Source organism: Micrococcus sp. KBS0714, from assembly GCF_002008305.4.
Lineage (GTDB): Bacteria > Actinomycetota > Actinomycetes > Actinomycetales > Micrococcaceae > Micrococcus > Micrococcus luteus.
In genome coordinates, this window is record NZ_CP042169.1 from 2,047,334 (window position 1) to 2,072,288 (window position 24,955).

Sequence of the window (24,955 nt, forward strand, 5' to 3'; positions counted from 1 at the left end):
GCGCGCCGCGTCCGGCCGCGTCCCACCCCAGCGCACGGAGACCTCCCCTTCCCATGGCTACACTGCTCTACCGTCTCGGCCTCGGCGCCGCCCGCCGCCCCCTCCTCGTGATCCTCGCCTGGGTGCTCGCCCTGGCCCTCGCCGTCGGCGGGTTCCTCGCCTTCGGCGGCACGCTCTCCTCCACCGTCACCATCCCCGGCACGCCCACCGCCCAGGTCACGGACCGCCTCAAGGAGGAGTTCCCCGAGGCCTCCCGCGGCAGGGGCCAGGTCGTGTTCACCACCGAGGACGGCTCCCCCCTGACCGACGCCCAGCGCGAGCAGATCACCGCCCTGTTGGACGACGTCGCCGAGCAGCCGGCCGTGGAGGGCGTCGTGAACCCGTTCGAGGCCCAGGCCCAGCAGGACGACGCCCGCACCCGGCTGGACGAGGGCCGCACCGAGCTGGCCGACGGCGAGCAGCGCCTCGCGGACGGACGCCAGGAGATCGAGGACGGCCGGGCCGAGCTCGAGCGTCGCACGGCCGAGGCCGACGCGGCCGAGCAGCGCCTGGCCGAGGCCGCCGCCCAGCTGGAGGAGGGGCAGGCGAAGCTCGACGCCGCGCGCGCCGACCTCGAGGAGCGTGGCCTGGACGCCCTGCCGGCCGAGGCCCTGGCCCCGCTCCGGGAGGCCGAGCAGCAGGTGGCCGAAGGCCAGGAGCAGCTCGACGCCGGCCGCGCCGAGCTCGAGGAGCAGGCGGAGCGCCTCGAGGCCGGGCAGGCCAAGCTCGACGCACAGCGTCAGGAGCTCGAGGCCGCGCAGGCCGAGCTCGACGCCCGGTGGGCCGAGCTCGAGGCCGGGCAGGCCGAGCTCGACGCCCGGGCCGAGCAGCTGGCCGCGGGCCGCGCCGAGCTCGAGCAGGCCCGGGACGCCGCACTGGCCGAGGCCGAGGCCGCCGGCATCCCGGCGGAGCAGGTCACCGAGCAGTTCGCCGACCAGGAGGCGCAGCTCGCCGCCGCCGAGGCACAGCTGGCGGCCGGTCAGGACCAGGCCGACGCCGCCCGCGCCCAGCTGGAGGCCGCCCAGGCCGAGGCCGACGCGGGCGCCGAACAGCTCGCGGCCGCCCAGGCCGAGGCCGACGACGGCGCCGCCCGACTCGCCGCCGGCCGGCAGCAGCTGCAGGAGTCCGAGGCCGAGCTCGAGGCCGGCCGCGAGCAGGTGGCCGCGGGACGGCAGCAGGCCCTGGACGCGGCCGAGGCCGAGCTCGACGCGCAGCAGCAGAAGATCGACGAGGGCCGGGCCGAGTACGAGCGCGGCGTCGCCGAGCTCGAGGACGGCCGGGCCCAGCTGGCCGCCGGCGCGGAGCGCCTGGACCAGGCCGAGGCGGACCTCGCCGACGGCCGCGCCGAGCTGGAGGACGGCCGCGTCGAGGCCGAGCGCGGCGAGCGCACCCTGGCCCTCGCGGAGGACTTCCGCACCGTGTCCGAGGACGGCAGCACCGCCGTCGGGATCGTCACCTTCACCACGCCGACCCTGGACGTCACCGCCGAGGACAAGGAGGCGGTCACCGGCGCCCTCACCGGCGCGGACATCGACGGCGTCGCCGTGCATCCCTCCCAGGAGCTCAACGCCACCGCGCCCTCCCTGCTCGGCCCGGGCGAGGTCGTGGGCCTCGTGGTCGCCGCGATCGTGCTGGTGGTCATGCTCGGCACCCTCGTGGGCGCGGGTCTGCCGCTGGTCAACGCGCTGGTGGGCGTGGGCGTGGGCGCCGCCGGGGCGCTCGCGTTCTCCTCCGCCGTGGAGATGATCTCCGTGACCCCGGTGCTCGGGGTGATGCTGGGCCTGGCCGTGGGCATCGACTACGCGCTGTTCATCGTCAACCGGCACCGCCAGGAGCTGCGTCGCGGCACGGGCCTGCACGAGTCGATCGCGCTGGCCAACGGCACCTCCGGCAACGCCGTGGTGTTTGCCGGCATCACCGTGATCGTCGCCCTCGTGGGCCTGAACGTCACCGGCATCCCGTTCCTGGGCCTGATGGGCACCGTGGGCGCGGTCTGCGTGGCCGTGGCCGTGCTGGTGGCCGTCACCCTGACCCCGGCCCTGCTCTCCCTGGCCGGGATGCGGATCCTCTCGAAGAAGGAGCGGGCCCGCCTCGCCGACGAGGGTCCCGCCTCCGTCGCCGAGGGCTCCGCCGCCGTGCGCCGCGCCGGGCGCCGCTCGACCATGTCCACCCCGGCCGCGATCGCCTCGGCCCTGGCGGCCGTCGCCCTGCTGGTGCTCGTGGCCCTGCCGGTCGGCTCGATGCGCCTGGGCCTGCCGGACGGCGGGTCCGAGCCGGAGGGCTCCGACTCGCAGGTTGCGTACGAGCTCACCGCCGAGAAGTTCGGCGAGGGCTACAACGGCCCGCTCGTGGTGACCGTGGACCTGCCCGCCGGCCTGGACGAGGACGCGGCCGAGGACGCCCGCCTGGCGGTGGGCGAGCAGCTCGCCGGCCTCGAGCACGCGCACGCCGTGGTGCCCGCGGGCTTCAACGAGGACCGCACCGTCACCATGTTCCAGGTGCTGCCCGAGGAGGGCCCGAACGCCGTCTCCACCGAGGAGCTGGTGCGCGACCTGCGCGCCACCGAGCCGGCCGGCGAGGCCTCCAACCTCGGCGTGGCCGGCATGACCAGCGGGTTCATCGACGTCTCGGAGAAGCTCTCCGACGCCCTGCCCCTCTACCTGGGCGTGGTGGTGGGCCTGTCCCTGCTGATCATGGTGCTGGTGTTCCGCTCGATCCTGGTGCCGCTGATCGCCACCGGCGGGTTCGTGCTCTCCATGTTCGCCGCCATGGGCGGCGTGGTGGCCATCTACCAGTGGGGCTGGCTCGGCTCGGTGTTCGGGGTCCACAACCCCGGCCCCGTGCTCAGCTTCCTGCCGACCATCATGATCGGCGTGCTGTTCGGCCTGGCCATGGACTACCAGCTGTTCATCGCCTCCGGCATGCGCGAGGCCTACGCCCACGGCCTGCCCGCCCGCCAGGCCGTGCTGACCGGCCTGCGCTCGGGCCGGGCCGTCGTGATCGCCGCGGCGATCATCATGATCTCCGTGTTCGGCGGGTTCATCTTCGCCCACGACGCGATGATCCGCCCGATGGGCTTCGGCCTGGCCTTCGGCGTGCTGCTGGACGCGTTCGTGGTGCGCCTGCTCCTGATGCCGGCGCTGATGCACCTGCTCGGCGAGAAGGCGTGGTGGCTGCCGCGCTGGCTCGACCGGATCATGCCGGACGTGGACGTGGAGGGCGCCCAGCTCGAGCGCGCCCACGCCCCGGCGCAGCCCTCCGTCCCCGCCCCGGACGGCGGCGCCCACCGGGCCTGACCGCCCCCGACTGATGCCCGCCCCCGGCCCCGATCGGCCGGGGGCGGGCGTCTATCCTGGGCGGATGCGTCCCACCGCCTTCTCCCCCGCCGCCGGCTCGCCCGTCCTCGTCCTGCTCGAGACGGACGCGGACGGCGCCCCCGCCCCGCGGCTCGCGGACCCGGCCGTCCCGCACCTGAGCGTCACGGACCAGGGGGTCACGCGCGGCGACGGCATCTTCGAGACGGCGCTCGCCGTCGCCGACGGGCTCGGGACCCTGCGCATGCGCAAGCTCGGAGCCCACCTCGGCCGGCTGGCCGCGTCCGCCGCCGCCCTGCAGCTGGCCGCCCCCGAGGCGGCGGCGTGGGAGGCCGCCGTCGCGCTCGGCCTGCGGGCGTTCACCGAGGCCAACGACGTCGCGCCCGGGGACCGTCTCGCCGTGCGCCTGACCGTCACCCGCGGCCCGGACGCGGCTCCCGGCGCGGTGCCCACGCCCACCGCGTGGGCGCTGCTGAGCCCGGCCCCGGCGATCCAGGACGAGGAGCGGCAGCGGGGGCTGCGGGTGCTGCTGCTGGACCGCGGCATCGACTCGCAGGCCCCCGAGCGCTCCCCGTGGCTGCTCACCGGCGCGAAGACCCTCTCCTACGCCGTGAACATGGCCGCCCTGCGCTACGCCCGCGCGCACGGCGCCGACGACGTCGTCTTCACCAGCGCGGACGGCTACCTGCTCGAGGGCCCCACCTCCACGGTGCTGATCGTGCGCACCGGGGAGGACGGCGTCCGCCGCCTCCTCACCCCGCTGCGCCAGAAGGGCATCCTCGCCGGCACGTCGCAGGCCGTGATCTTCGCGGCCGCCCACGCGGACGGCTGGGAGCTCGGCTACGGCCCGCTCGTCCCGGCGGACCTCCAGGGCGCCGAGGGCGTCTGGCTCGTCTCCTCGGTGCGCGGCGTCCTGCCGGTGCGCGCCGTCGACGGCGTCGAGATCCCCGTGGACCACGAGCTCACCGGCATGCTGCAGGCCCATCTGGACGCCGACGGCGACCCCGGCCGGCACGTCAGCGGCGACCCGGTGCCCACCGCGGGCTAGGCTGGGGACCGGCCCGTCCGGCGTCGTCGGCCGCGGCCGCAACCGCACGTGAGATCCCCGACCACGGAAGGCGCACCATGAACACGCTCGCCCAGAAGGCCCTGTCCGCCGGCATCACGCTGGTCGGCGGCATCGTCGGCTCCCGCGTGGTGGCGGGCGGCTGGCGGCTCGTCACCGGCCACAGCGCCCCGAACGACGCGGCCGACGAGACGCTGCCCCTCATCGAGGCCCTGTCCTTCGCGTTCATCTCCGCGGGCGTCGCGGCGCTGCTGAAGGTCGCCGGCCAGCGCGGCGCCGGCGCCGCGATCCGCAAGGTGTCCGAGTCCACCGCGCACCGCGTGGACCACGAGGTCTGAGCCGCCCCGCCACCACCACGACGACGGCCGCCGCCCGGAGGGATCCGGACGGCGGCCGTCGTGCTATGCGGGGTGGTGTCAGCGGCGCCCGCGCGGCCGGGCGCCGGCGCGGCGCGGCCCGGGGTCCGCCGGGGGCTCGGCGCGACGGACGACGGCGGCCAGCTCGTCCCGGTGCAACAGCTCACGGCGGGCGTGCTTGGTGCGGTAGCCCGTACGGCCCACCAGGTGGGAGGCCACCGGGGCCGTGACCATCTGGGTGACCCACGCCAGCAACAGCACGGGCAGCCACACCCACGACCGCCACTCGATCGCCAGCCCGGCGAGCATGAGCAGCAGGCCGAGGACCTGCGGCTTGGCGGCGGCGTGCATGCGGGCCAGCAGGTCCGGGAGCACGAACAGGCCCACGCCGGCCACCAGGGAGAAGAAGGCACCGCTGACGAGCAGGAACGCGGCCAGCCAGTCCAGGAGCGTGGCGGTGTCGGTCATCGGCCCTCCTCCCCGCCCGGCACGTCCGTGGTGCCGGGCACGCGCGCCTGGTCCTCGAGCGAGTGGTCCGGGCGCCGGTCCTCCGCGAAGCGCGCCACCGTCACCGAGCCGACGAAGCCGACGGTGGCGGCCAGCACCACGAGGACCACGTGGTGGGTGTGGCGGTGCACGGCCATCTCCAGGACGAGCATCCCGGAGAACACCACGAGCAGCACGTCCGTGGCGACCGCCCGGTCCAGCAGCGAGGGGCCGCGCACGATCCGGTAGAGCGCACCGACGGCGCCGACCACGAGCAGCGCCCCGCCGGCCCACGTGGCCAGGTCCATGGGGTCCATCAGGCCTCCTCCTTCGGGGGGCGGGCGGCGGGGGGCGCCGAACTCGGGAAGCGGCGGACCAGCTCGAGGTCCTCACGCGTGCCGACGGCGCGGATGATGCCCGCCTCCACGTCGAGGGCCTTGGCGCGGAAGCCCGCCACGTCCTCGTCCGTGGTCGCGTCGAGCACGTGCAGGTACAGGACGGAGCGGACCCGGTCCACGTCCAGCACGATCGAGCCCGGCACCAGGGCCAGGGCGTGGCTGACGAGCGTGATGATGAGGTCGTCGTGGCTGCGCAGCGGGACGCCCACGATCGAGCCGCGGGCGCGGCGGCCACGCAGCAGCACCGTCCCGGCCACGTTGACTGAGGCGCGCACGACGTCGACGAGGAACCGCACCGTGAACACGAGGGACCACCAGGGGTTCAGACGGCCGCTGAACGGGATGCTCGGCATCGGGAAGAGCCCGATGATCAGCAGCGCGAAGGCGAGGCCGGTCAGGGCCACGTGCGGAGCGAAGTCCTGCCACAGGGCGCACCACACGGCCACCATCACGAGGATCAGCGGCCACTGGGCCACGATGCCCCGGATCCGGTCGGGGCGCACCACGCCGCGGCGGGCGGAGTCACTTCCGGGCATCGTGCACCTCCGTCGGGTCGACGCTGAGGGTGGCCGCGGCCCGCTCGGCCGCGGCGTCGTCGAGCACCGCCGCGATGTAGGGCGAGCGGTCGAGCATGTCCGTGGCGGCCTCGTCGGCCAGCGCGAACAGCGGACCGGCGGCCACCGTGAACACCAGCGTCAGGCCCACGAGCGCCGTGGTGGGCAGCACGAGGCCCGGCTCGAGCGGGCGGGGGCGCTCGCCACGGGCGACGGCCCGCTCGTAGGCGGCCACGAGCTGGGCGGGCGGGTGCTCCACGTCCTCGACGCGGCGCCAGAACGCGCGGGTCCACACGCGCACCACCACGAGCAGGGTCAGCAGGGACACGAGCAGGGACACGCCCACCAGCGTGTAGGCCAGGGGCGTGGCCTGCTCGACGCCGCCGCGCAGCAGGCCGACCTTGCCGAGGAAGCCGGAGAACGGCGGGATGCCGCCGAGGTTGAGCGCGGGCACGAGGAACAGGACGCTCACGAACGGGGAGACCTTCGCCAGGGACCCGAGGCGGTCGATGTTCGCTGTGCCGGCGCGGTTCTCGATCAGGCCCGTGACGAGGAAGAGCGCGGTCTGCACGGTGATGTGATGGGCCACGTAGTACACGGTGGCCGCCAGCCCCGCCTCCGTGGCCAGGCCCAGGCCGAAGATCATGTAGCCGATGTGGGAGACGAGGATGAAGGACAGGATGCGCTTGATGTCCGTCTGGGCCAGCGCGCCGAGGATGCCCACCACCATGGTCAGCGCGGCCACCACGAGCAGGAGCGCGTTGACGTGCTCCCCCGGGAAGAGCAGCGTCTCGGTGCGGATCATCGCGTACACGCCCACCTTGGTGAGCAGGCCCGCGAACACCGCGGTCACCGGGGCGGGCGCGGTGGGGTACGAGTCCGGCAGCCAGAAGGACAGCGGGAACACGGCCGCCTTGATGCCGAAGCCCACCAGGAGCAGCACGTGCAGGACCATCTGCACGTCGGTGGGCAGCTCGCCCAGCTTCACGGCCAGGTCCGCCATGTTCACGGTGCCGGTGGCCGCGTAGATCATCGCGATCGCGATCAGGAACACCACCGAGGAGAGCACGGAGACCACCACGTAGGTGACGCCCGCGCGGATGCGCTGGGCGGTGCCCCCCATGGTCAGCAGCACGTAGGAGGACGTCAGGAGGATCTCGAAGCCCACGTAGAGGTTGAACAGGTCGCCGGCGAGGAACGCGTTGGACACGCCCGCCACGAGGATCAGGAACGTGGGGTGGAAGATCGAGACCGGCCCACCCTCGTCCCGGTTGATCAGCCCCTGCGCCGAGGCGTACAGCAGCACCGCCAGGGTGATCAGCGCCGACACCACGAGCATGAGGGCCGAGAGCCGATCCACCACGAGGCTGATGCCCAGCGGGGCCGGCCAGCCGCCGAGGTGGACGGCCGCGACCCCGGTGTCCCAGACCGCGGCCAGCAGCAGCGCGTCCAGCACGAGGGTGAGCACGAGCGCGGAGACCGTGACGGTGATCTGCGCGCGGGGGCGGCGCACGAGCATGAAGGTCACGGCCGCGCCCAGCACGGGCAGCATGACGGCCAGCGGGGCCAGGTCGGTCAGGGGGAGGGTGCCGATGCTCACGGGCGCGGCCCCCCGTCGGCGCGGTGGGCACGGACGGCGGACGCCGGGCCGGGATGGGCGGGCGGCGTGGGTGAGGCGTGGCGCACGTGGGGTCGGGACTCCGTGGCGTGCTCGTAGTGGGCGTTGGGGTCCGCGGCGTCGTCCAGGAACTCCGAGGACTCCTCCACGAGCTCCGCGTCGTCCTCCGCGTCCCAGGCGGGCATCCGGGCGATCTTGACGTCCTCCGCGTCCACCTCGACCTCGTCCTCGCGGACGAGCAGCCACGAGCGGTAGATCATGGCGGTCAGGAACGCGATCACGGCGAAGCCGATCACGATCGCGGTGAGGATCAGCGCCTGCGGCAGCGTGTCCGCGTACTCGTGCGGGTCCCGTCCGCGCACGAACAGCGGGGCCAGGCCCGTGCCGCCCGAGGAGAGGAACAGCAGCATGATGGCGCCGTTGTTGATCAGCACGATGCCGAGCAGGATGCGCGTCAGGCTGCGCTCGAGCACGAGGTAGATGCCCCCGGCGAACATCACGCCCATGGCCAGGAGCAGGGCCAGGTCGACGGTCATCATCGGGCGGCCTCCTGGGTGGACGGAGTGGACGGGGTGGGCATGCGCGGATGGCGACGGCGGGCCGCGGCGCGCAGGCGGGCGCGGCGGGCCTCCTCGCCCCGGCGGTCCACCTCACCGCCGAGCGAGCGCAGCACGTCGATCACGAGCCCGACCACCACGAGGTACACGCCGATGTCGAACGCCGTGGCCGAGACCAGCTTGAGGGCGTCGCCGAACAGCGGCAGGTCGGTGAACTCCACCACATAGGACTGCAGGATCTGCCCGCCGAAGAAGAGCGGGGCGATCCCGGTGAGCGTGGCGATCGCCAGGCCCAGGCCGATCATGGGCCCGGCCGGGATCACGGAGGCCTCCTGCAGCTCGTACCGGCCGCCGGCGAGGAAGCGCAGCGTGAGGGCCAGGCCTGCGAGCAGGCCGCCGGCGAAGCCGCCGCCGGGGGTGTTGTGCCCGGCCAGCAGCAGGTAGACGGAGAGCAGCATCATGATCGGGAACATGAAGCGGGTGACGACCTCGAGGATGATCGAGCGCCGCTCGGGGGCCATCGTGTGGCCGGCCACGAGCCACTGGCCCTTGCGATCGTCCACAGCGAAGCTGCGCACGACGGACAGCTCGCGGGCCCCGAGCGAGGAGTCGGCGCCGAAGTCGCCGACGGAGCCGGGGGCGACGTCGTCGATGCTGCGGGTGCGCCCGTCGCGGTGCTGCAGGAAGATCAGGGAGGCCACGCCGGTGGCCGCGGCGGCCAGCACCGTGATCTCGCCCCACGTGTCCCACGCGCGGATGTCCACGAGGGTGACGTTCACGGCGTTCGTGCCGTAGCCGTCCGTGTAGGCGAGCTCCGGCATGGGCAGCGAGATCCGCTCCGCCGTGCGGGCGGCCAGCGCGGTGGCGGCGATCCACATCATGGTCAGCGCGAACCCGACGGCCACGGCCAGGCGGCCCAGCCGCCGCGAGCCGGTGCGGCGGTCGTACCAGTCCGGCGGCAGCACGCGCAGGCCCAGGATGAGGGTGACCAGGATGATGGTCTCCACGAGCACCTGGGTGATCGCGAGGTCCGGGGCGCCGCGCATCGCGAACAGGGCGGCGGCGCCGTAGCCGGTCACGGACACCAGCATGATCGCCTTGAAGCGGCGGCGCGCGCGGACGGCGAAGACGGTGGCGACGGCGATCATCAGCACCACGACCAGCTGCGCCGGGGTCTGGAACCAGGCGACGTCCGCGGAGAGGAACGAGGTGGCCAGCGTGCGCTCGCTGCGCCCCACGGGGAAGAGCAGGAACGCGGCCGGCAGCAGGAACGCGGTGGCCAGGATGATGCCCAGGTAGCGGCGCAGGGAGCCGGTCTGGGTGCGCCCCGTGACCCAGATGGCGACCTCGTCGAGGGCGCCGGTGATCTTCCGGTACGTGCGCAGGGCGTCGACCGGGAACTCGACGCGGCGCTGGAACGCCTCGACTCCCGGCCGGCCGAGGGCGAGCAGCGCGCCGAGCACCCAGACCCCCGCGGAGAGGGCGAGGATGGGCGTCCAGCCGTGCCACAGGGCCAGGTAGGCCGGCGCCTCCTCCGGGTCCAGCGGCGGCAGGGAGCCCGTGTGGGCGGTGATGATCCCCTCCACCGGGCCGGGCAGGAAGGCGAGCACCAGGCCGGCGAGCGCGAGCAGCGCGGCCGGGGCCAGCTCGAGGGTGGTGACGCGGGTGTGGAAGCGCGTGACGGGGACCGCGGCCCCCTCCTCGTCCCGCTTGGCGGCGAACGAGCCCCACAGGAACCGCCACGTGTAGGCGAAGGTGAGCACCGAGCCCACGGTCATGAGCACGAGCGGCGTCCAGCCCCACACGTCCGCGTGCGCCACGCCGTGGGCGGCCAGGCCCTCCAGGACGGACTCCTTGGCCACGAAGCCGAACAGCGGAGGCAGGCCGGCCATGGACAGGCCCGCCACCACGGCGACGGCGGCCAGGGCCGGGTGGCGGCGGCCGATCCCGGAGAGCTGGCGCAGATCGCGCGTGCCGGCCTCGTGGTCGATGATGCCGACCACCATGAACAGGGGGGCCTTGAACACCGCGTGGGCCAGGAGCATGGCGAGGCCGGCCATGGCGGCGTCGCGGGTGCCCAGCCCGTTGGCCACCATGAGGAAGCCGAGCTGGGAGACCGTGCCATACGCGAGGACGAGCTTGATGTCTGTCTGCCGCAGGGCGCGCCAGCCGCCGAGCAGCAGGGTCCACAGACCCACGCCGATCACGAGGACCTGCCACATGGCGAGGCCGTGGAACTCCGGGGCCAGGCGGGCCACGAGGAAGACGCCGGCCTTCACCATGGCCGCCGCGTGCAGGTACGCGGACACGGGGGTCGGCGCGGCCATCGCGCCCGGCAGCCAGAAGTGGAAGGGGGCCTGGGCGGACTTCGTGAGGGCGCCGATCAGCACCAGGGCGACGGCGACCTCGAGCAGCCCGCGCAGCCCGGCGTCGGCCATGAGGGCGGGGGCGGCCTCGAGGACCCCGGAGATCCGCCAGGACCCGGCGAAGTGGGCCAGCATGATCAGGCCCGCGAGCATGGCCAGGCCGCCGAACGTGGTGACGATCAGGGCGGTGATGGCGGAGCGGCGGGCGAAGATGCGGTGGCCCGAGTAGCCGATCAGCAGGAAGGACAGGACGGACGTGATCTCCCAGAAGGTGTAGAGCACCATCAGGTCGTCCGTGGTGACGAGCCCGAACATCGCGCCGGCGAACGCCAGCAGCTGCCCGCCGAACACCGCGTTGCGCGGCTCGTGCTCCCGGAAGTAGCGGGCGCAGTAGGCCAGGACCAGCGCGCCGACTCCCAGCACGATCAGGGACATGAACGCGGCCAGCACGTCCATGCGGAACGCGAGCTCGGTCTCGAGGTACGGCACCCACGGCACGGCGCGGTCCAGGCGCGCCGCCGAGGCCGGGACCGGCCGGCCGGCGTCGAGCGCCTCCTGCAGCGCGAACACGTGCGGCAGCTGAGTGAGCAGCCAAACGAAGCCCGCCGCGGGAGCGGCGGCGAGCAGATAGAACCCCTGACGTCCCGTCCACCGGAAGAGCACCGGGGCGGCGAGCGCGACGACGAAGAGCGCGGTCAGGATGACGAGCATGCGGTCCCTTCGTCAGGCACGGGCGAGGGTCCGGTCCAGCCTAACGGAGGGATGCGCCCCACCCGGGGTCAGCGGACCGATTCCGCGCTCCGCGTGATCGGCTCCGTGACCCGGGCGAACAGCAGCCCACCGGCCACGAGCACGACGGCGATCACGGGGATGACCACCCGGTTGTCCGGGTGCAGGGCGAGCGCGAGCGTGACGAGCGCGGGCGTGATGAACCCGACCGCGCGGCCCGTGGTGGCGTACAGCCCGAACACCTCGCCAGCCGTCCGCGGCGTGGTGAGCCGGCCCAGGAACGCGCGCGAGGCCGACTGCACCGGGCCCACGAACAGGCACAGCGCCAGCCCGCCGACCCAGAACGCGAGGGTGCCCGAGGCGAAGAAGAGCGCCCCGGCCACGAGGACCATGGCGGCCAGCGAACCGAGGATCACCCGGCGCGGACCGACCGCGTCGTCGAGCCGCCCGCCCACGAAGGCGCCCAGGGCGGCCACCACGTTGGCCGCGATCGCGAACAGGATCACGTCCGAGGCCGCCAGCCCGTAGACCGTGGTGCCCAGGATGGCGCCGTAGACGAACACCGCGCCCACGCCGTCGCGGAACACCGCCGAGGCCACGAGGAACCACAGCGTGTTCCGGTCCTCGCGCCACATCCGGGCCAGCGTGGCCCCCAGCTCGCGGTAGGAGCCCAGCACCGACTCACGGCGCGGCCCGCCGTCCGCCGCCGGGGCGGGGGCCGGGTCCGGCACGGCCACCAGCACGGGGATCGCGAACACGAGGAACCACGCGGCGGCCACGAGCGCGACCACCCGGATGTTCAGCGCCGCGTCCTCCGTGACGCCGAACCAGTGCGCGTCCCCCGAGACGAAGCCCACGAACACGATCAGCAGCAGCAGGATGCCGCCGAGATACCCCGCGCCCCAGCCGATGCCCGAGATCCGGCCGATCGTGGCCGGCGTCGAGATGTGCACGAGGATCGCGTTGACCTGCACCTCCGCGAACTCGAAGAACACCGTGCCCAGGGCGATCAGGGTGACGCCCAGCAGCAGGGAGGACTCCTCCGGGGTGACCCAGAAGCAAGCTGCGGTGCACGCGATCACGGCGCCCGTGGTCAGCGCCAGCCAGAGGCGGCGCCGTCCCGCGCCGTCCGCCCGACGCCCCAGCACGGGCGCGGTGACCGCGATGACGACGCCGGCCACCGCCATCGCCGTCGAGAGCCAGGCCGTGCCCCGCTCGTCCGGCCCGAACGCGTCCGAGGCCAGGTAGGTGCCGAACACGAAGGTGACCATGACCGCGTTGAACGCGGCCGAGCCCCAGTCCCACAGCGCCCACGCGGCCACCTGGCGGCGCGGGGCGGCGGAGGCGACCGGCGGGAGCGCGACGTCGGTCATCGCTCGATGCGGGTGAGGTGGAAGTCCCGGTGCGCCCGGGAGGCCGTGGGCCCGCGCTGACCCTGGTACCGGTTCTGGTTGGCCCCGGTGCCGTACGGCGACTGGGCCGACGAGGAGAGCCGGAAGAAGCACAGCTGGCCGATCTTCATCCCCGGCCACAGCGTGATGGGCAGCGTGGCCACGTTGGACAGCTCGAGCGTGACGTGCCCGGAGAACCCGGGGTCGATGAACCCGGCGGTCGAGTGCGTCAGCAGGCCCAGCCGCCCCAGCGAGGACTTGCCCTCGAGGCGGGCGGCGAGGTCGTCCGGCAGGGTGACCTGCTCATAGGTGGAGCCGAGCACGAACTCCCCCGGGTGCAGGATGAACGCCTCGTCCGGGTCCACCTCCACCAGCCGGGTCAGCTCGTCCTGCTTCTGGCGCGGGTCGATGTGCGCGTACCGGTGGTTGTCGAAGAGCCGGAAGAACCGGTCCAGGCGCACGTCCACGGACGCGGGCTGGACCATCGCCGGGTCGAGGGGGTCCAGGCCGACGCGCCCGGAGTCGAGCTCGGCGCGGATGTCGCGGTCGGAGAGCAGCACGGCTCAGTCCATTCGCACGACGACGGCCAGCGGGGTGCGCTCGCGGCCCTGGCCCAGCGGGTTGTCCGCGAAGGCGGCTTCGAGGACGGCGGCCGACGCGGCGGTGTCCTTGCCGAGGGCGTTGCGGCCGATGTCGTTGGCGTCCATCACGACGGTGCCGGCGAAGGAGGCCTTCGCCCAGGCCGGGATGTCCGCCGCCCGGATCATCGCCGAGACCTCGGCGGCCACCCGGTCCGGCTCGGCCGGCGGCAGCTTGGCCGAGACGTTGGCCGGGAACGTGGAGTAGGTGGTGGGCCCGTCGATCGCGCGGACGTTGCCGCCCACCACGTTGTAGAACACACCGCGCTTGCCGGCGACCTTGCCGGCGGCGCCGGCCGCCGCGGAGAGCACGATGCGCGGCAGGCCCGCCTCCTGGATGGCCAGCTGCATGGTGGTGGGATCGCCCAGGCCGATGCCCGCGGGCGTGCGGGTGACCAGGCGGGAGAGGACGCGGGCGGCCACGGAGGGGCGGACCTCCCACGTGTAGTAGGAGCGACCCTGGGTGATGGCCACGATCTTCTCGGACACGGAGAAGTGCCACGGGGCGTCCTGCGGCATCGCGTCCGCGGGCAGGTCGCGGAAGAAGTCCTCGATCTCGCCGCGCAGGTAGGCCTGCAGGTCCGTGTCCCGGTCCACGAGGCCGGTCTGCACGGGGAAGCGGCGGTAGCGGCGGCCGTCCTCGGCGGAGACCAGGTCGAGCTCCTTGCCCGGGTTCGGCTCGTGGTCCGGCTTGACCGGCGCCGGGGCGGTGGGGGCCTCGTCGACCGCGGTGGCGGGGCCGGCCGGGGCGGCGTCCGCGTCCACCGCGTCGCGCAGCCAGAGCTCGAGGTTGAGCAGGCGCCAGAAGCGCTCGGGGTCGTGCCGGCGCGGGTGGGCGAGGAAGTCCTCGAACAGCGCGCGGACGGTGGGCGCGTCGGCGTACGGGCGGGCGGCGAACGAGTCGGAGGCGAACACCTCGCGGACCGGCTCGCGCAGGGCGAGCAGCAGGCCGGCCGCGGCGTCGTCGCCCGCGGGACGGGCCGGCGGGAGGACGGCGTCCACCAGGCCGGCGAGCCGCCCGCGCGGCACGCCGCGATCGGCGGGGCGCTCGTCCGCGTGGGCGTCGACGAAGGCCGAGTTCAGCAGCGCCTCGACGGGCACGTCGGCGCGCTCGCGGGAGTCGGCCAGGCGTGCGGCGACGTCGCGGCGGGTCGCGGTCAGGGTGCGCGCGGCACCGCGCAGGCCGCGGGACGCGTCGGCGGCCGAAGGCGTCGGGGCGGGGCGGCCGCACACGTGCGCGGTCGAGGCCAGGGGGCCGCCGTGGGCGCGGATCGCGGCGCGGACCGACTCGAGGTCGGCGACCGGGGACGGCGTCGCGGCGGGGGCGGGCGGTGCGGGCCGGGGACCGCCCACAAGGAAGGGGCGGTCCGCCTCCCCGAACGCGAGGTAGCGGTACACCGCCGCGTCGTCGGGGCGGGCGGGGACCTGGGCCGCGTCGGCCGTGGTGTCGCGCATGGGACGTCCTTCCGGGACAGGGGCTGCCGGACGCGTCCGGCCGCGGCCGGGCGCGGTTCGGACTCTACCAGCGGCCCCCGGCGCGCTTTCGTTCGGGAAACGGCGGCCCCTGGTGCGCTTTCGTTCGGGAAACGGCGTGGCCGGCCGCTGGCGCGCGGGTGCGGCCCTGACCATCCGCGGGGAGTTCTCCATCGTGATCGCCGGGCCGGTGCTCACGCGGTACGCGGACGCGTTCGGTCGCTCGCGCGCCCGGGCGGCGACGCGGCGGGTGCGGGCGCGCGAGGTCGCCGCAGCGGACCCGGTGCACTGACGTACGGGTCCGCGGGGCTCGATGACGACGCGGGGCCGGTGCACCGGCCGGGCTGGTGTATGGTGGTGCCCGCGCCGCAGGCGGAAGCTGAGCGGTTGCGCGGGCGTAGCTCAATGGTAGAGCGCTTGCTTCCCAAGCAAGATACGCGGGTTCGATTCCCGTCGCCCGCTCCACACCACGACGACGGCCCCGGGCCCCTCACGCGAGGGACCCGGGGCCGTGTCGGTCCACGTCGCCCCGCCACGGCCGCACCGGGAACGCAAGACGTCGGAATACGGCCACATTCCGGCGTCATGGCGACCGCTGGCGTTCCAGGTCGACGTGCGGGGTCCCGCTCCCCTCAACGGCCCGCGCGGATCTCGCGCAGCCGGCGTTCCAGGTCGACCGGCAGGTCCGCGGCGAAGCGCGGGTCGAGGTCGGGCCCGGCGTCCGCCAGTCGGTAGACGCCGTCGGCGCGGGCGAGGAACCCGTAGTCCACGAGTTCGCGACGCAGCGTGGCCACGTCCTCGTGGGCGGGGCGCAGCAGGTCGTTGACCTCGGCCTCCGCGTAGGCGCGGCCCGCTCTGAAGCGACGCAACAGCTCGAGAAGGACGGCCACCCGCGGCTTGCGACGCGCAGGGATGGAGCGCAGCCGGTCCCCGTCGAAGAAGCGGGCAAGCACGGTCGCGTGGTAGCGCTCGGCGGACTGCCACTCGTCAGCGAGGGCCGCCGCCGCGGCGGTGTACCGCTCACCGGTGACGGCCATGCGGGCACGGATCAGGGTCTTGAGGTCGGACTGACGGGTCATGGTGCATCCTCGCCGGCGCGCTCCCGGCCATGCCGCGCCGCGGGTCGGGGACGACGTCCGTCGCGTGCGGTGGGCCCGAGGATCCGCTCCCCTTCGCGCCGGGCCGCCGGGCCCTGCCGCGCGGGGCCGGGCCGCGTGGCGCGCTCGGCGGTGGGCGCCGCCGTCGTGATCCAGGCTAGCCGAAGCCCGCCGCGTAGGATCGCGCCATGCACCTGACCCCGCCGCGGACCGCCCCACCCCGACCCGTGGAGGCCCGTCCGTGACCCAGGTGCTCTCCGGCTTCGCGGTCGTGTGGGTGATCATCCTCGTGGGCGTCCTGGTGGGGCGCACGGGGGTGCTCGGCGAGCACGGCCGCACCGTGCTCTCCCGTGCGGCGTTCTTCATCGGCAACCCGGCCCTGCTGTTCGTCACGCTCTCCCGCGCGGACGTGGGCGCCGTGCTGGGCCCCCAGCTGTGGGTGGCCACGCTGTCCGCGTTCACCGCGGCCGCACTGTACCTCGCGGTGACGGTCCCGCTGCTGAAGGGCAGGTCGGCCTCGGAGCGGATCATGTCCGCGCTCAGCGCCTCGCTCGTGAACTCGGCGAACCTCGGCATCCCCATCGCGGCCTACGTCCTCGGCGACGCCGCCCTGGCCGCCCCGGCGCTCATCTTCCAGCTGGCGATCTACACGCCGCTCTACGTGGCCGCGATGGACGCCGCCACCGCGCGCGAGGCCCGACGACGCACGACGGCGGGCCGGCGCCGGGCGGTGCGCCGCTCCCCCGGGCGCGCCGTGGCCGACCAGGTCCGCCACACGGTCACCAACCCCCTGATCCTGGGCTCGGTGGCCGGCCTGGTCTTCTCCCTCACCGGCTGGTCGTTGCAGGGCCCCCTCATGGAGTCCGTGGAGCTCATCGGCGGACTGTCCATCCCGGCGATGCTCCTGGCGTTCGGCATGTCGCTGGTCGGCTCGCGGCCGCTCGAGCGGGCCGGCGGGCGACGCGCGGACGTGCTGCTCGCCTCGGCGGTGAAGCTGGTGGTGCATCCGCTGCTGGCCTGGCTGCTCGCGCAGTTCGTGTTCGGTCTGGATGCGCGGCACGTGTTCGTCGCCGTCGTCCTGGCCTCCCTGCCCACCGCACAGAACGTGTTCGTCACCGCCGTCCGCTACGACACGGGCCTGCGCGTCTCGAAGGACACGATCCTGGTCACCACGATCGTCGCGATCCCGGCGATGATCGCCGTCGCCCTGCTGCTGGCCTGAGGCCGACGACGGCGGCGCCCGGCCCGGTGCCACGCGCCGGGCGCCTCGCCGCGGCTCAGACGTCCCGGCGGATCAGCTCGTCCAGCCCCGTGGGCGAGAGCAGGTACGGAGCGACCTCGAGCACGGTGCGCGCCCCCGTCTCCCCCTGGGCCTTCAGGCGCGCGGCGGCACGGCCGTAGGCGACCTGCGCGGCGGCGGTGAAGTCGGGGTTGGACTCCAGCTCCAGCACGAACTCGACCGCGCTGCGCGAGCCGCCGAGGTCGCCCGAGGTGACGACGTGGCCGCCGTGCGGCATGCCCTGGTGGTCGCGCTCGAACTCCTCCTCGGAGATGAAGTGCACGGTGGTCTCGTACGGGGCGAAGTAGTCCGGCATCGTGGTGATGGCCTCGGTGATGGCCGCGTGGTCGGCCTCGTCGGCCACCACGTAGCACTCACGCACGTGCGCGGAGGCGCCGGTGATCTCGGCGCCCCGACCGGCGCGGGCCTCGGCGATCGCCTCCTCGCTGGGGATCGTGTACTGCACGCCGCGCCGGACGCCGGGGACCCGCCGGACGGCGTCGGAATGGCCCTGCGAGAGGCCCTTGCCCCAGAACGTGTTCTGCTGCGGCTGCGGGAACAGCGCCGCGCCCAGCACCCGATTCACCGAGAACAGGCCCGGGTCCCAGCCGGTGGAGATCATCGCCACGTGCCCGCCCTCCCGGGCCGCGGCGTCCATCTCGGCGCGGTGCCGCGGGATGAGCTGGTGGTTGTCGTAGGTGTCCACGGTGGTGAAGTGCCGCGCGTAGCCGGCCGCCTGCTCGGGGATGTCCGTGGCGCTGCCGAGGCAGAGGAACAGCACGTCGATCTCCCCGGCGTGCTCGGCGGCCCGCTCCGCCGGGAGCACGGGCGTGTCCGTGTCCAGGCCGGTGCGGCGCGAGAAGATGCCCACCAGCTCCATGTCCGGCTGGAGCTTCACGAGCTTCTCCACACTGCGGCCGAGGTTCCCGTATCCGACGATGCCGGCGCGGATGGTCATGTGCGTCCTCCTGGTGGGGTCGTGGTCAGGTCGGTCCCGCCAGCCTAGGCCCGGCGCCGCGGGGCGCCGAGTCCGCCCGCCGGACCGCGCAGCAGGAGCACGACGACGGCGACCAGCCCCGTCAACGCCAGCATGCTGACCACGTAGATCGGCCAGGCCCACGGGCTGTGGTCGGCCCCGCCGATGCCGTAGGTGTCCGCGAGCGCCATGCCCGGCCCGAACGAGGCCATGAAGTAGGCCGGGGACGCGGCGACGAGCGAGGCGAGGCCCAGGGCGAGGACCGCCAGCGGGTCGACCTCCTCGCGACGCCACGTGAGGAACCACAGGACGGCGGCCACGCCGAGCCCGGCCGCCAGGATCACGGCCGAGAGGACGAAGGGGACGCCGAGCTGGCCCGCCGCGCTCAGGTCCGCGTAGATCCTCCCGAGGCCGCGGTCGCCGGGCGCGGCGGCCAACGGGTTGAGGACGAACACCTGCAGGGCCGCGAGCGCCGCGGCGGCGGCGATGACGCCCGGGACCACCGCACCCGCGGCGAGCCGCACCCAGCCGGGCCGGTCGGGCAGGGCGAAGGGCGCCGTCGTCGGGCGGGGCCGGGCGGGGCGGGAGGACGCGGCGGGGCGACGGGCGGAAGGGGACATGCGGCCAGGCTAACCGCTCGCCTCCGCTGCGGACACGAGAGCCTCCGGCGCCGTTTCGTCAACGAAAGCGGCTGTGGAGGCTCCTCCGCCTCCACCGTCTCGTCGACGACAGCGGCGGGTGAGGTCAGCGCACGCCGGCGCCGGGGAGGGTCTTGGCCCAGGCCTCGATGGCGTCCCAGTCGCGGAAGTCGCCGTAGTGCTCGTTGCGGGAGAGCTTGAGCTTGAGCTTCTCCAGCCGGCCCAGGCGCTCCTCGAAGAGCGCCCCGCGGAAGTACGCCACCTCGCGCGGACCGTAGGACTCGAGCTTCTCCCGCACCGGCCGGGCCAGCTCGGGCGCGCCGCCCGAGGCCAGGATCACGAGCGGCAGGTCCGTCAACTCGGCCCGACGGGTGTCAAGGAACGCCCGGGCGTCGGCGGCGAACGAGCCCGTGTAGACCGGAGCCGCGACGATCACCGCGTCCGCCGTGGCCAGCCAGGCGGCGGCGCCCTCGACGTCCTCCACCACGGTCGGGACGGCCTGCGACGTGCGCAGCACCTCCGCGACACGCTCGGCGATCTCTCGCGTGGATCCGTGGGCGGACGAGGTGACGATGAGCGTGGTCATGGTGGGGCGCAGCCTTCGGGGTCGGGGGCGGACGACGCGCTCAGTGTATCCCGCGCAGGTCCAGGTCCAGGCGGGTCTCGGCGCCCTCCGGGGCCCGGTCCGGGGTGTGCACCGTGACCGGGATGCCCCAGTCCTGCTGGTACAGGTGGCAGGCGGCGTGGTCGGGGATCGGCTGCCCCTTCTCCCCGTCGCATGCGGCGGCCCGGGCGGTGATGTGCAGGACGCCCTCCTCGACCTCGGGGTTCAGCCGCAGCGTCCGGTGCAGCCCCGTGGACGTGCCCGCGCCCTCGAGCAGCAGCTCCTCCGGGGAGGAGGAGATCTTCAGCTGCGTGGGGTCGCCCCAGCGGTCGTCCAGCTTCTGCCCCGTGGGCGCGGCGAAGCCGATCGTCAGGTCCAGGTCGCCGGCCACCACCGGGGTGCGGGGACGCTGCGTCTGCCGCGCGCCCTCGTCCACGGTGAGGAACTCCTCCGGCACCGCCAGCCGCGTGAGCCGGTGGGCGTTGGACTCGACCACCACGATCGCGGTGTCGTTCCCGTCCGCGTCGTGCTCCACGAGCACGTCCGAGGGCTCGAGCAGCCCCCGCGCCACCGTGGTCACCGTGGCCGGGACCGCCCGGCCCGCAGCGTCCTCGCCGGCCGGGGCGTACCGGCGGATCGCGCCGTTGTACGTGTCCGCGATCAGCACGGAGCCGTCCGGCAGGGCCGTGACGCCCAGCGGGTGCTGCAGGCGCGCGCGGTCCGCCTCCCCGTCCACGTGGCCGAAGTCGAACAGGCCCGCCCCGACGGCGGTCCCGACCTCGCGGCGCCCGTCCTCCCCGGTCCGCACCCAGCGCACCGCGGAGGTCTCCGAGTCCGCGACCCACAGCGCGCCGTCCGCGCCCACGGACAGCCCCGAGGGCTGCGCGAACCAGGCCCGTCCGGCGTCGCCGTCCAGCAGGCCCTCGAGCGCCGTGCCCGCGTGCACCGCGAGCGCGCCCGTGACGGGGTCGAAGTCGAAGAGCTGGTGCGTGCCGGCCATCGCGATCACCACACGCCCCAGGGCGGGGTGCCACACGACGTCCCACGGGGAGGACAGCGAGATCGCGGTCGGCTCCCCGGGCAGGTCCGCGAGGTCGACGGCGATGTCCCCCTCGTCGTCGACGGCGGCGGCCTCCTTGGCGCGCTCGGAGTCGATGAGCTTCTGCACGCCGTTGCCGGCGAGGGTGCTGACGTGCCCGTCCGACAGGCGCAGGCCCCGCAGCCGGTGGTTGACGGAGTCCGCCACGACCACGTCGTAGCCGACGCGCTCCGCGACGTCCTCGGGCAGCAGCGCCAGGCCCTGGGGCTCGTTGAACAGCGCCTCGTCCGGCCCGCCGTCCGCGTGGCCCTTCTCCCCGGGCGTGGGGAATGCGAGCTCGGCCTGGCCCGCGTCCGCCGTGGCGGGGTCCCCGCCGCCGAACGCGCGGAGCACCGTGGTCAGGTCCTCGGCGACCTCCAGGAGGCGGTGGTGGCCGGTGTCCGAGACGAGGAACGAGCCCGGGCGGGAGCCGCGGCCGCCGAGGGACACGGCCTTGCCGGGGAACGACAGGTCCCGGGCCACGGGCGCGGGCGGGACGTAGGGGCCGGAGCCGCGGTGCAGCGTGCCCTTGGCCTCGTGCTCGGCCACGAGCTCGCGCACGAGCCCGTAGAGCCCGGCCACGTGCCCCTCGCCGGACAGGTGCGCGGCGATGTAGCCCTCCGGGTCCACCACCACGAGGGTGGGCCAGGCGCGCGCCGAGTACGCCTGCCACGTGGTCAGCTCGGGGTCGTCCAGCACGGGGTGCTCGATGGCGTAGCGCTCGACGGCGGCCGCGAGCGCGTCCGGGTCCGCCTCGTGCTCGAACTTGGGCGAGTGCACGCCCACCGTGACGAGCACATCCGCGAACTCCTCCTCGAGCGGGCGCAGCTCGTCCAGGACGTGCAGGCAGTTGATGCAGCAGAACGTCCAGAAGTCGAGGAGGACGACCTTGCCGCGCAGGTCCTCGAGGGTCACCTGCTCACCGCCGGTGTTCAGCCAGCCGCGGCCCACCAGCTCGGACGCGCGCACCCGGGTGGCCGCGCGCGGCACGGCGGCGGGGGCGTCAGCGGACGGGACGGGGTTCGGGGTCTGCGGTGCGGTCATGCCCACCATCATGGCGCACGTCCCGGACGCGTCAGCCGTGAGCGGACGCCGCGGCGTCACAGGGGGAAAGACGACGCCGCCGGGCGGGTCCGGCTCAGTCGGCGGCCAGGGCGGCGGCCAGCATCTCCTCCGCGATGAGGGTGAACTCCTTGCGCCCGGCCTCGGGCCGGCCCACGAAGGAGACCATCACCACGGCGTCGGAGGTGACGGCGGTGAGCACCTGGGCCGTGAGCTGGGGCTCGGACTCCGAGGCCACGGTCCGCTCCCACACGAGGGCGGACTGCGCCGGCGTGCCGTCGGACAGCGGCGCGTCGGAGACCTCGAGGCGGTAGTCGACGGTCGCGTCCCCCTCCTGCACGGTCATGGTCATCTCGCGGCAGTCGGCGCGCAGGGCGTTGACGGTCTGGATGTGCCGCTCGACGTCCTGGCGGCCCTGGCCCGTGAGCCGGGCGACCTCCACGGTGCCCGTGCCCGTGAAGGTGTCGGCGCCGACGTCCACGCGCGTGGCCTCGGCCCCGTCGAGGGCGATCGGAGAGAAGTCCAGGGCGGTCAGCGGCGCCTTGCACTGCGCCGGCTGCACGGTGGTCCGGTCCGCGTCCGCACGCCGGTCCCGGGAGTCCTCGCGGGCCGCGTCGATCTCCTCCGCCGTGGCGGCCCGCTGCCGGACGAAGCCGAACGTGGCCGCACGCTCGGCCGCGGCCTCCGCCATGCGCTCGTCCTGACGGTCGCCCAGGCCGAGCCCCTCCGGGGCCGCCGACTCCGTGTGCACCGCGGTGCCGGCGTCGTCGTGGACCCCGTCCGCGGGCACGGACGCGGCGGCCGGATCGTTGTCCCCGGCCCCGCAGCCCGTCAGGGCCAGCAGGCCGGCGGCGACGGCGGCCACGAGGCGCAGCCGACCACGCCGGGGCGCGGCCGGGCGGCGGAGGGGACGGACACGGTCAGCGGACATCACGGGCCTCCTCGGGGCCGGTGGAGGAGTCACGGGCCGCGGGCTCGGCGCCGCTCGGGGCGTCGGTGGCCGGGGTGCCGTGCATGCGGGCATACATCTCGTTCCAGCGGCGCAGCTCCGCGTCGCCGTCGCGGTCGGCCTGCCGGTCCAGCCGGACCGCGTTCTTGCGGTCGCTGCGATACCAGAGCACGGCCACCATCACCGCCATCATCACGGTGGGGAACTCGCCGATGCCCCACATCACCGCGCCGCCGATGCGCTGATCCTCGAGGGCGGTGGGGCCCCAGTCGCGGCCCATGTTGCCGAACCAGGACGCCTGCAGCAGACCGGTGGAGGTGGTCATGGCGACGCCGATGAAGGCGTGGAAGACCATCGTGGCCATCAGGAGCACGAGCCGCAGGGCGTACGGGGGCCGGCGCGGCAGCGGATCCGAGCCGATCATGACCAGGGCGAACAGGAACCCGGTCAGCAGGAAGTGGACGTTCATGAACTCGTGGCCCACGTGGGTCTCCAGCGAGAACCGGAAGAAGTCCGTGTAGTAGAACACCAGGATCGAGCCGGCGAAGTTGACCCCCGCCACGATCGGGTTCGTGATGAACCGCCCCCACGGGGAGTGCACGATCCACAGGATCCACTCGCGGGGGCCGCGCGTCCCATCCGTGCGGGACGGCAGGGCCCGCAGCGCCAGGGTGATGGGTGCGCCCAGGACGAGGAAGACGGGACTGAGCATCGTCAGCGTCATGTGGCCCACCATGTGCGCGCTGAACAGGACGCGGCCGTACACGGCCGGGGACCCGGAGGTCGCCCACAGCAGCACGGCCAGGCCCGCGAGCCACGCGACGGTGCGCAGCACGGGCCAGCGGTCGCCGCGGCGGCGCAGCTGCCACACGGAGCGCAGGTACCAGAGGGTCAGGAACGCGATGATCGCGACCCACAGCCAGTCGAACCGCCACATCGTGATCCACCGGGCGCCCTCGAGGGCCGGCGGCAGCTCGTAGCCGGTGAGGATGCGGGCCGGGGAGGCGTCCGGCGCGAGCTCCTCCGGCACGGGCGGGGCCGTCCGGGAGAGCACGGAGGAGACGCCCATGACGGCGCCCATGATCACGGCCTCCACGGCGATGAGCTGCCACAGCAGGCGACGCGCGGGGGCGGGGCTGGGACGGTCCGGGCCGGCGTCGAGGCGGGGGATCACCCACCGGCGGTGCAGCAGGCCGATCAGGCCGAGGCCCAGGGCCGCCAGGAACTTGGCCGACACGAGGATGCCGTAGGGGCTCAGCAGCTGGGCCGGATCGTCCATGCGGATCGACGCGTTGACCACGCCGGACAGCGCCACCGTGACCAGGCCCAGCCCGGCGAGCACGGAGTAGCGGGTCAGGACCGTGTGCAGCAGGGGCGCCGGGCCCTGCCGGCGCAGGCTGCGGCCCCGCCCCTGCGCCCCGTTGGGCCCCACGAGGGTGTCCGAGATCGCGACGAGCACGAGCAGTCCGCCCACCCACACGACGACGCCGAGCAGGTGCAGGCCGATCGAGTTCACGGCGCCGGTGTGGTCGTCACCGCCCGCCGCGTGCCCGATCAGGGCCAGGGGCACGAGGGCGAGCATCGCCAGGATGCCGGTCCAGAACAGGCCGTTGTGGGAGCGGACGGCGATCGCCAACGTGGTCACGACGGCGGCGATCACGGTGACCCAGAACCACGCCTGGCCCACCGAGATGCCGACCACGTAGGCCGCCAGGCCGTCCGTGAAGCCCTGCCCCGCCGTGACGGGGATGCCGGCGAGATCCGAGTAGGACAGCACGCCGACGGCCAGCGCGGCCACTGTCCACACGCCGGCGCTGACGGCGGCGATCCGCATCACGCGGGTGAACGCGGGGTGCTCGGGCAGCGGTGCGGCGTCCGCGTCCTCGCGCCGCTGCCGGGCGGAGCGGTGCCACCGTTCCGTGCCCGCCGCGTGGGGCGGCAGGACCCCGGCCGCGAAGATCAGCGCGGCGATGGTCAGGGACATCGCCACGTTGGAGACGAGCTCCCCCACGGGCACGCCCCAGCGGGTGATCCACCCCGGGTCGGAGAGCTGGCGCGCGGCGGTGACGCCGGTCAGCCAGCCGGCGGCGGCGAGGCCGGCCGCTCCCGCGGCGGCCACGAGCACCCAGATCCACCGGGGCACTCCGACCGGCCCCGACGGACCGGGGCGGGCGGCGTCGTCGTTCTCGGCGGGATGGCTGCCCCGGGCGGGGGCGGTGGCGGCGGACATGGGGTCCATCCTCTCAAAGCATGCGGACGCCCGGCGACGACGGGAGCGGCCCCGCCG

Annotated in this window: 19 protein-coding genes, 1 tRNA gene and 2 pseudogenes; 6 read left to right on the top strand and 16 right to left on the bottom strand. The window is 74.5% G+C overall.

What is annotated here, in order from left to right; translation table 11 throughout:
* Positions 1-53: 53 nt before the first annotated feature.
* The 3 genes from B1A86_RS09375 (at position 54) to B1A86_RS09385 (ending at position 4,757) form a co-directional block, all read left to right on the top strand.
* Complete coding sequence (locus B1A86_RS09375; RefSeq protein WP_078025522.1) at positions 54-3,335, top strand: MMPL family transporter; 3,282 nt, start codon at positions 54-56, stop codon at positions 3,333-3,335.
* Positions 3,336-3,399: 64 nt separating this feature from the next.
* Entirely contained in the window at positions 3,400-4,401 is a 1,002-nt protein-coding gene (locus B1A86_RS09380) for an aminotransferase class IV (RefSeq protein ID WP_036383651.1), read from the top strand.
* A 77-nt stretch (positions 4,402-4,478) separates the two neighbouring features.
* Positions 4,479-4,757 (top strand): DUF4235 domain-containing protein, encoded by a 279-nt coding sequence (locus B1A86_RS09385; protein WP_036383649.1) that lies wholly within the window; start codon positions 4,479-4,481, stop codon positions 4,755-4,757.
* Between the two features lie 78 nt (positions 4,758-4,835).
* Here the strand turns inward: B1A86_RS09385 and mnhG are convergent, their stop codons facing one another.
* From mnhG to B1A86_RS09430, 9 genes and pseudogenes are all read right to left on the bottom strand, one after another.
* The gene (gene mnhG, locus B1A86_RS09390) at positions 4,836-5,243 is read right to left on the bottom strand and encodes a monovalent cation/H(+) antiporter subunit G (protein WP_036383647.1); all 408 of its coding nucleotides are present in this window, start codon (positions 5,241-5,243) and stop codon (positions 4,836-4,838) included.
* Positions 5,240-5,578 carry a monovalent cation/H+ antiporter complex subunit F gene (locus B1A86_RS09395; protein ID WP_036383645.1) on the bottom strand — a complete coding sequence of 113 codons (339 nt, stop codon included), beginning with the start codon at positions 5,576-5,578 and terminating at the stop codon, positions 5,240-5,242. Before B1A86_RS09395 ends, mnhG begins: the two co-directional genes overlap by 4 nt.
* On the bottom strand, positions 5,578-6,195 hold the full coding sequence (locus B1A86_RS09400; protein ID WP_036383643.1) for a Na+/H+ antiporter subunit E: 618 nt from the start codon (positions 6,193-6,195) through the stop codon (positions 5,578-5,580). The genes B1A86_RS09395 and B1A86_RS09400 overlap by 1 nt, the downstream gene beginning before the upstream one ends.
* Complete coding sequence (locus B1A86_RS09405) at positions 6,182-7,813, bottom strand: Na+/H+ antiporter subunit D (RefSeq protein WP_036383641.1); 1,632 nt, start codon at positions 7,811-7,813, stop codon at positions 6,182-6,184. The genes B1A86_RS09400 and B1A86_RS09405 overlap by 14 nt, the downstream gene beginning before the upstream one ends.
* The gene (locus B1A86_RS09410) at positions 7,810-8,370 is read right to left on the bottom strand and encodes an NADH-quinone oxidoreductase subunit K (RefSeq protein ID WP_078025521.1); all 561 of its coding nucleotides are present in this window, start codon (positions 8,368-8,370) and stop codon (positions 7,810-7,812) included. The genes B1A86_RS09405 and B1A86_RS09410 overlap by 4 nt, the downstream gene beginning before the upstream one ends.
* Complete coding sequence (locus B1A86_RS09415; protein ID WP_041104517.1) at positions 8,367-11,465, bottom strand: Na+/H+ antiporter subunit A; 3,099 nt, start codon at positions 11,463-11,465, stop codon at positions 8,367-8,369. Before B1A86_RS09415 ends, B1A86_RS09410 begins: the two co-directional genes overlap by 4 nt.
* A gap of 68 nt (positions 11,466-11,533) precedes the next feature.
* Positions 11,534-12,901, bottom strand: a pseudogene (locus tag B1A86_RS09420) (MFS transporter); the annotation flags it as partial.
* Positions 12,853-13,434, bottom strand: a complete 582-nt coding sequence (dcd, locus tag B1A86_RS09425) for a dCTP deaminase (RefSeq protein WP_041104515.1) — start codon at positions 13,432-13,434, stop codon at positions 12,853-12,855. The gene dcd and the pseudogene B1A86_RS09420, both read right to left, overlap by 49 nt.
* A gap of 3 nt (positions 13,435-13,437) precedes the next feature.
* Complete coding sequence (locus B1A86_RS09430; protein WP_078025520.1) at positions 13,438-14,967, bottom strand: hypothetical protein; 1,530 nt, start codon at positions 14,965-14,967, stop codon at positions 13,438-13,440.
* A 121-nt stretch (positions 14,968-15,088) separates the two neighbouring features.
* Here B1A86_RS09430 and B1A86_RS09435 point away from each other — a divergent pair.
* Positions 15,089-15,277, top strand: a pseudogene (locus tag B1A86_RS09435) (cation:proton antiporter); the annotation flags it as partial.
* A 99-nt stretch (positions 15,278-15,376) separates the two neighbouring features.
* A tRNA-Gly gene (locus tag B1A86_RS09440) sits at positions 15,377-15,450 on the top strand.
* Between the two features lie 167 nt (positions 15,451-15,617).
* Here the strand turns inward: B1A86_RS09440 and B1A86_RS09445 are convergent.
* A complete protein-coding gene (locus tag B1A86_RS09445; protein WP_036317141.1) occupies positions 15,618-16,064 on the bottom strand; it encodes a DUF2087 domain-containing protein in 447 nt (148 codons plus the stop codon).
* Positions 16,065-16,323: 259 nt separating this feature from the next.
* On the opposite strand from B1A86_RS09445, the gene B1A86_RS09450 reads away from it, so the two are divergent.
* Positions 16,324-17,304, top strand: coding sequence for an AEC family transporter (locus tag B1A86_RS09450; protein WP_060774885.1), 981 nt, complete (start codon positions 16,324-16,326; stop codon positions 17,302-17,304).
* A gap of 55 nt (positions 17,305-17,359) precedes the next feature.
* On the opposite strand, the gene B1A86_RS09455 is transcribed toward B1A86_RS09450, so the two are convergent.
* The 6 genes from B1A86_RS09455 to B1A86_RS09480 all read right to left on the bottom strand — a co-directional run bounded on the left by B1A86_RS09455 (position 17,360) and on the right by B1A86_RS09480 (position 24,898).
* A complete protein-coding gene (locus B1A86_RS09455) occupies positions 17,360-18,319 on the bottom strand; it encodes a diaminopimelate dehydrogenase (protein ID WP_036385002.1) in 960 nt (319 codons plus the stop codon).
* A gap of 44 nt (positions 18,320-18,363) precedes the next feature.
* On the bottom strand, positions 18,364-18,957 hold the full coding sequence (locus tag B1A86_RS09460) for a hypothetical protein (protein WP_078025519.1): 594 nt from the start codon (positions 18,955-18,957) through the stop codon (positions 18,364-18,366).
* A 124-nt stretch (positions 18,958-19,081) separates the two neighbouring features.
* On the bottom strand, positions 19,082-19,561 hold the full coding sequence (locus B1A86_RS09465) for a flavodoxin domain-containing protein (RefSeq protein ID WP_078025518.1): 480 nt from the start codon (positions 19,559-19,561) through the stop codon (positions 19,082-19,084).
* A 40-nt stretch (positions 19,562-19,601) separates the two neighbouring features.
* Positions 19,602-21,701 (bottom strand): NHL domain-containing thioredoxin family protein, encoded by a 2,100-nt coding sequence (locus tag B1A86_RS09470; protein ID WP_078025517.1) that lies wholly within the window; start codon positions 21,699-21,701, stop codon positions 19,602-19,604.
* 94 nt (positions 21,702-21,795) lie between these two features.
* Entirely contained in the window at positions 21,796-22,650 is an 855-nt protein-coding gene (locus B1A86_RS09475) for a hypothetical protein (protein ID WP_228070732.1), read from the bottom strand.
* A complete protein-coding gene (locus tag B1A86_RS09480; protein ID WP_061873116.1) occupies positions 22,640-24,898 on the bottom strand; it encodes a cytochrome c oxidase assembly protein in 2,259 nt (752 codons plus the stop codon). Before B1A86_RS09480 ends, B1A86_RS09475 begins: the two co-directional genes overlap by 11 nt.
* Positions 24,899-24,955: the final 57 nt, after the last annotated feature.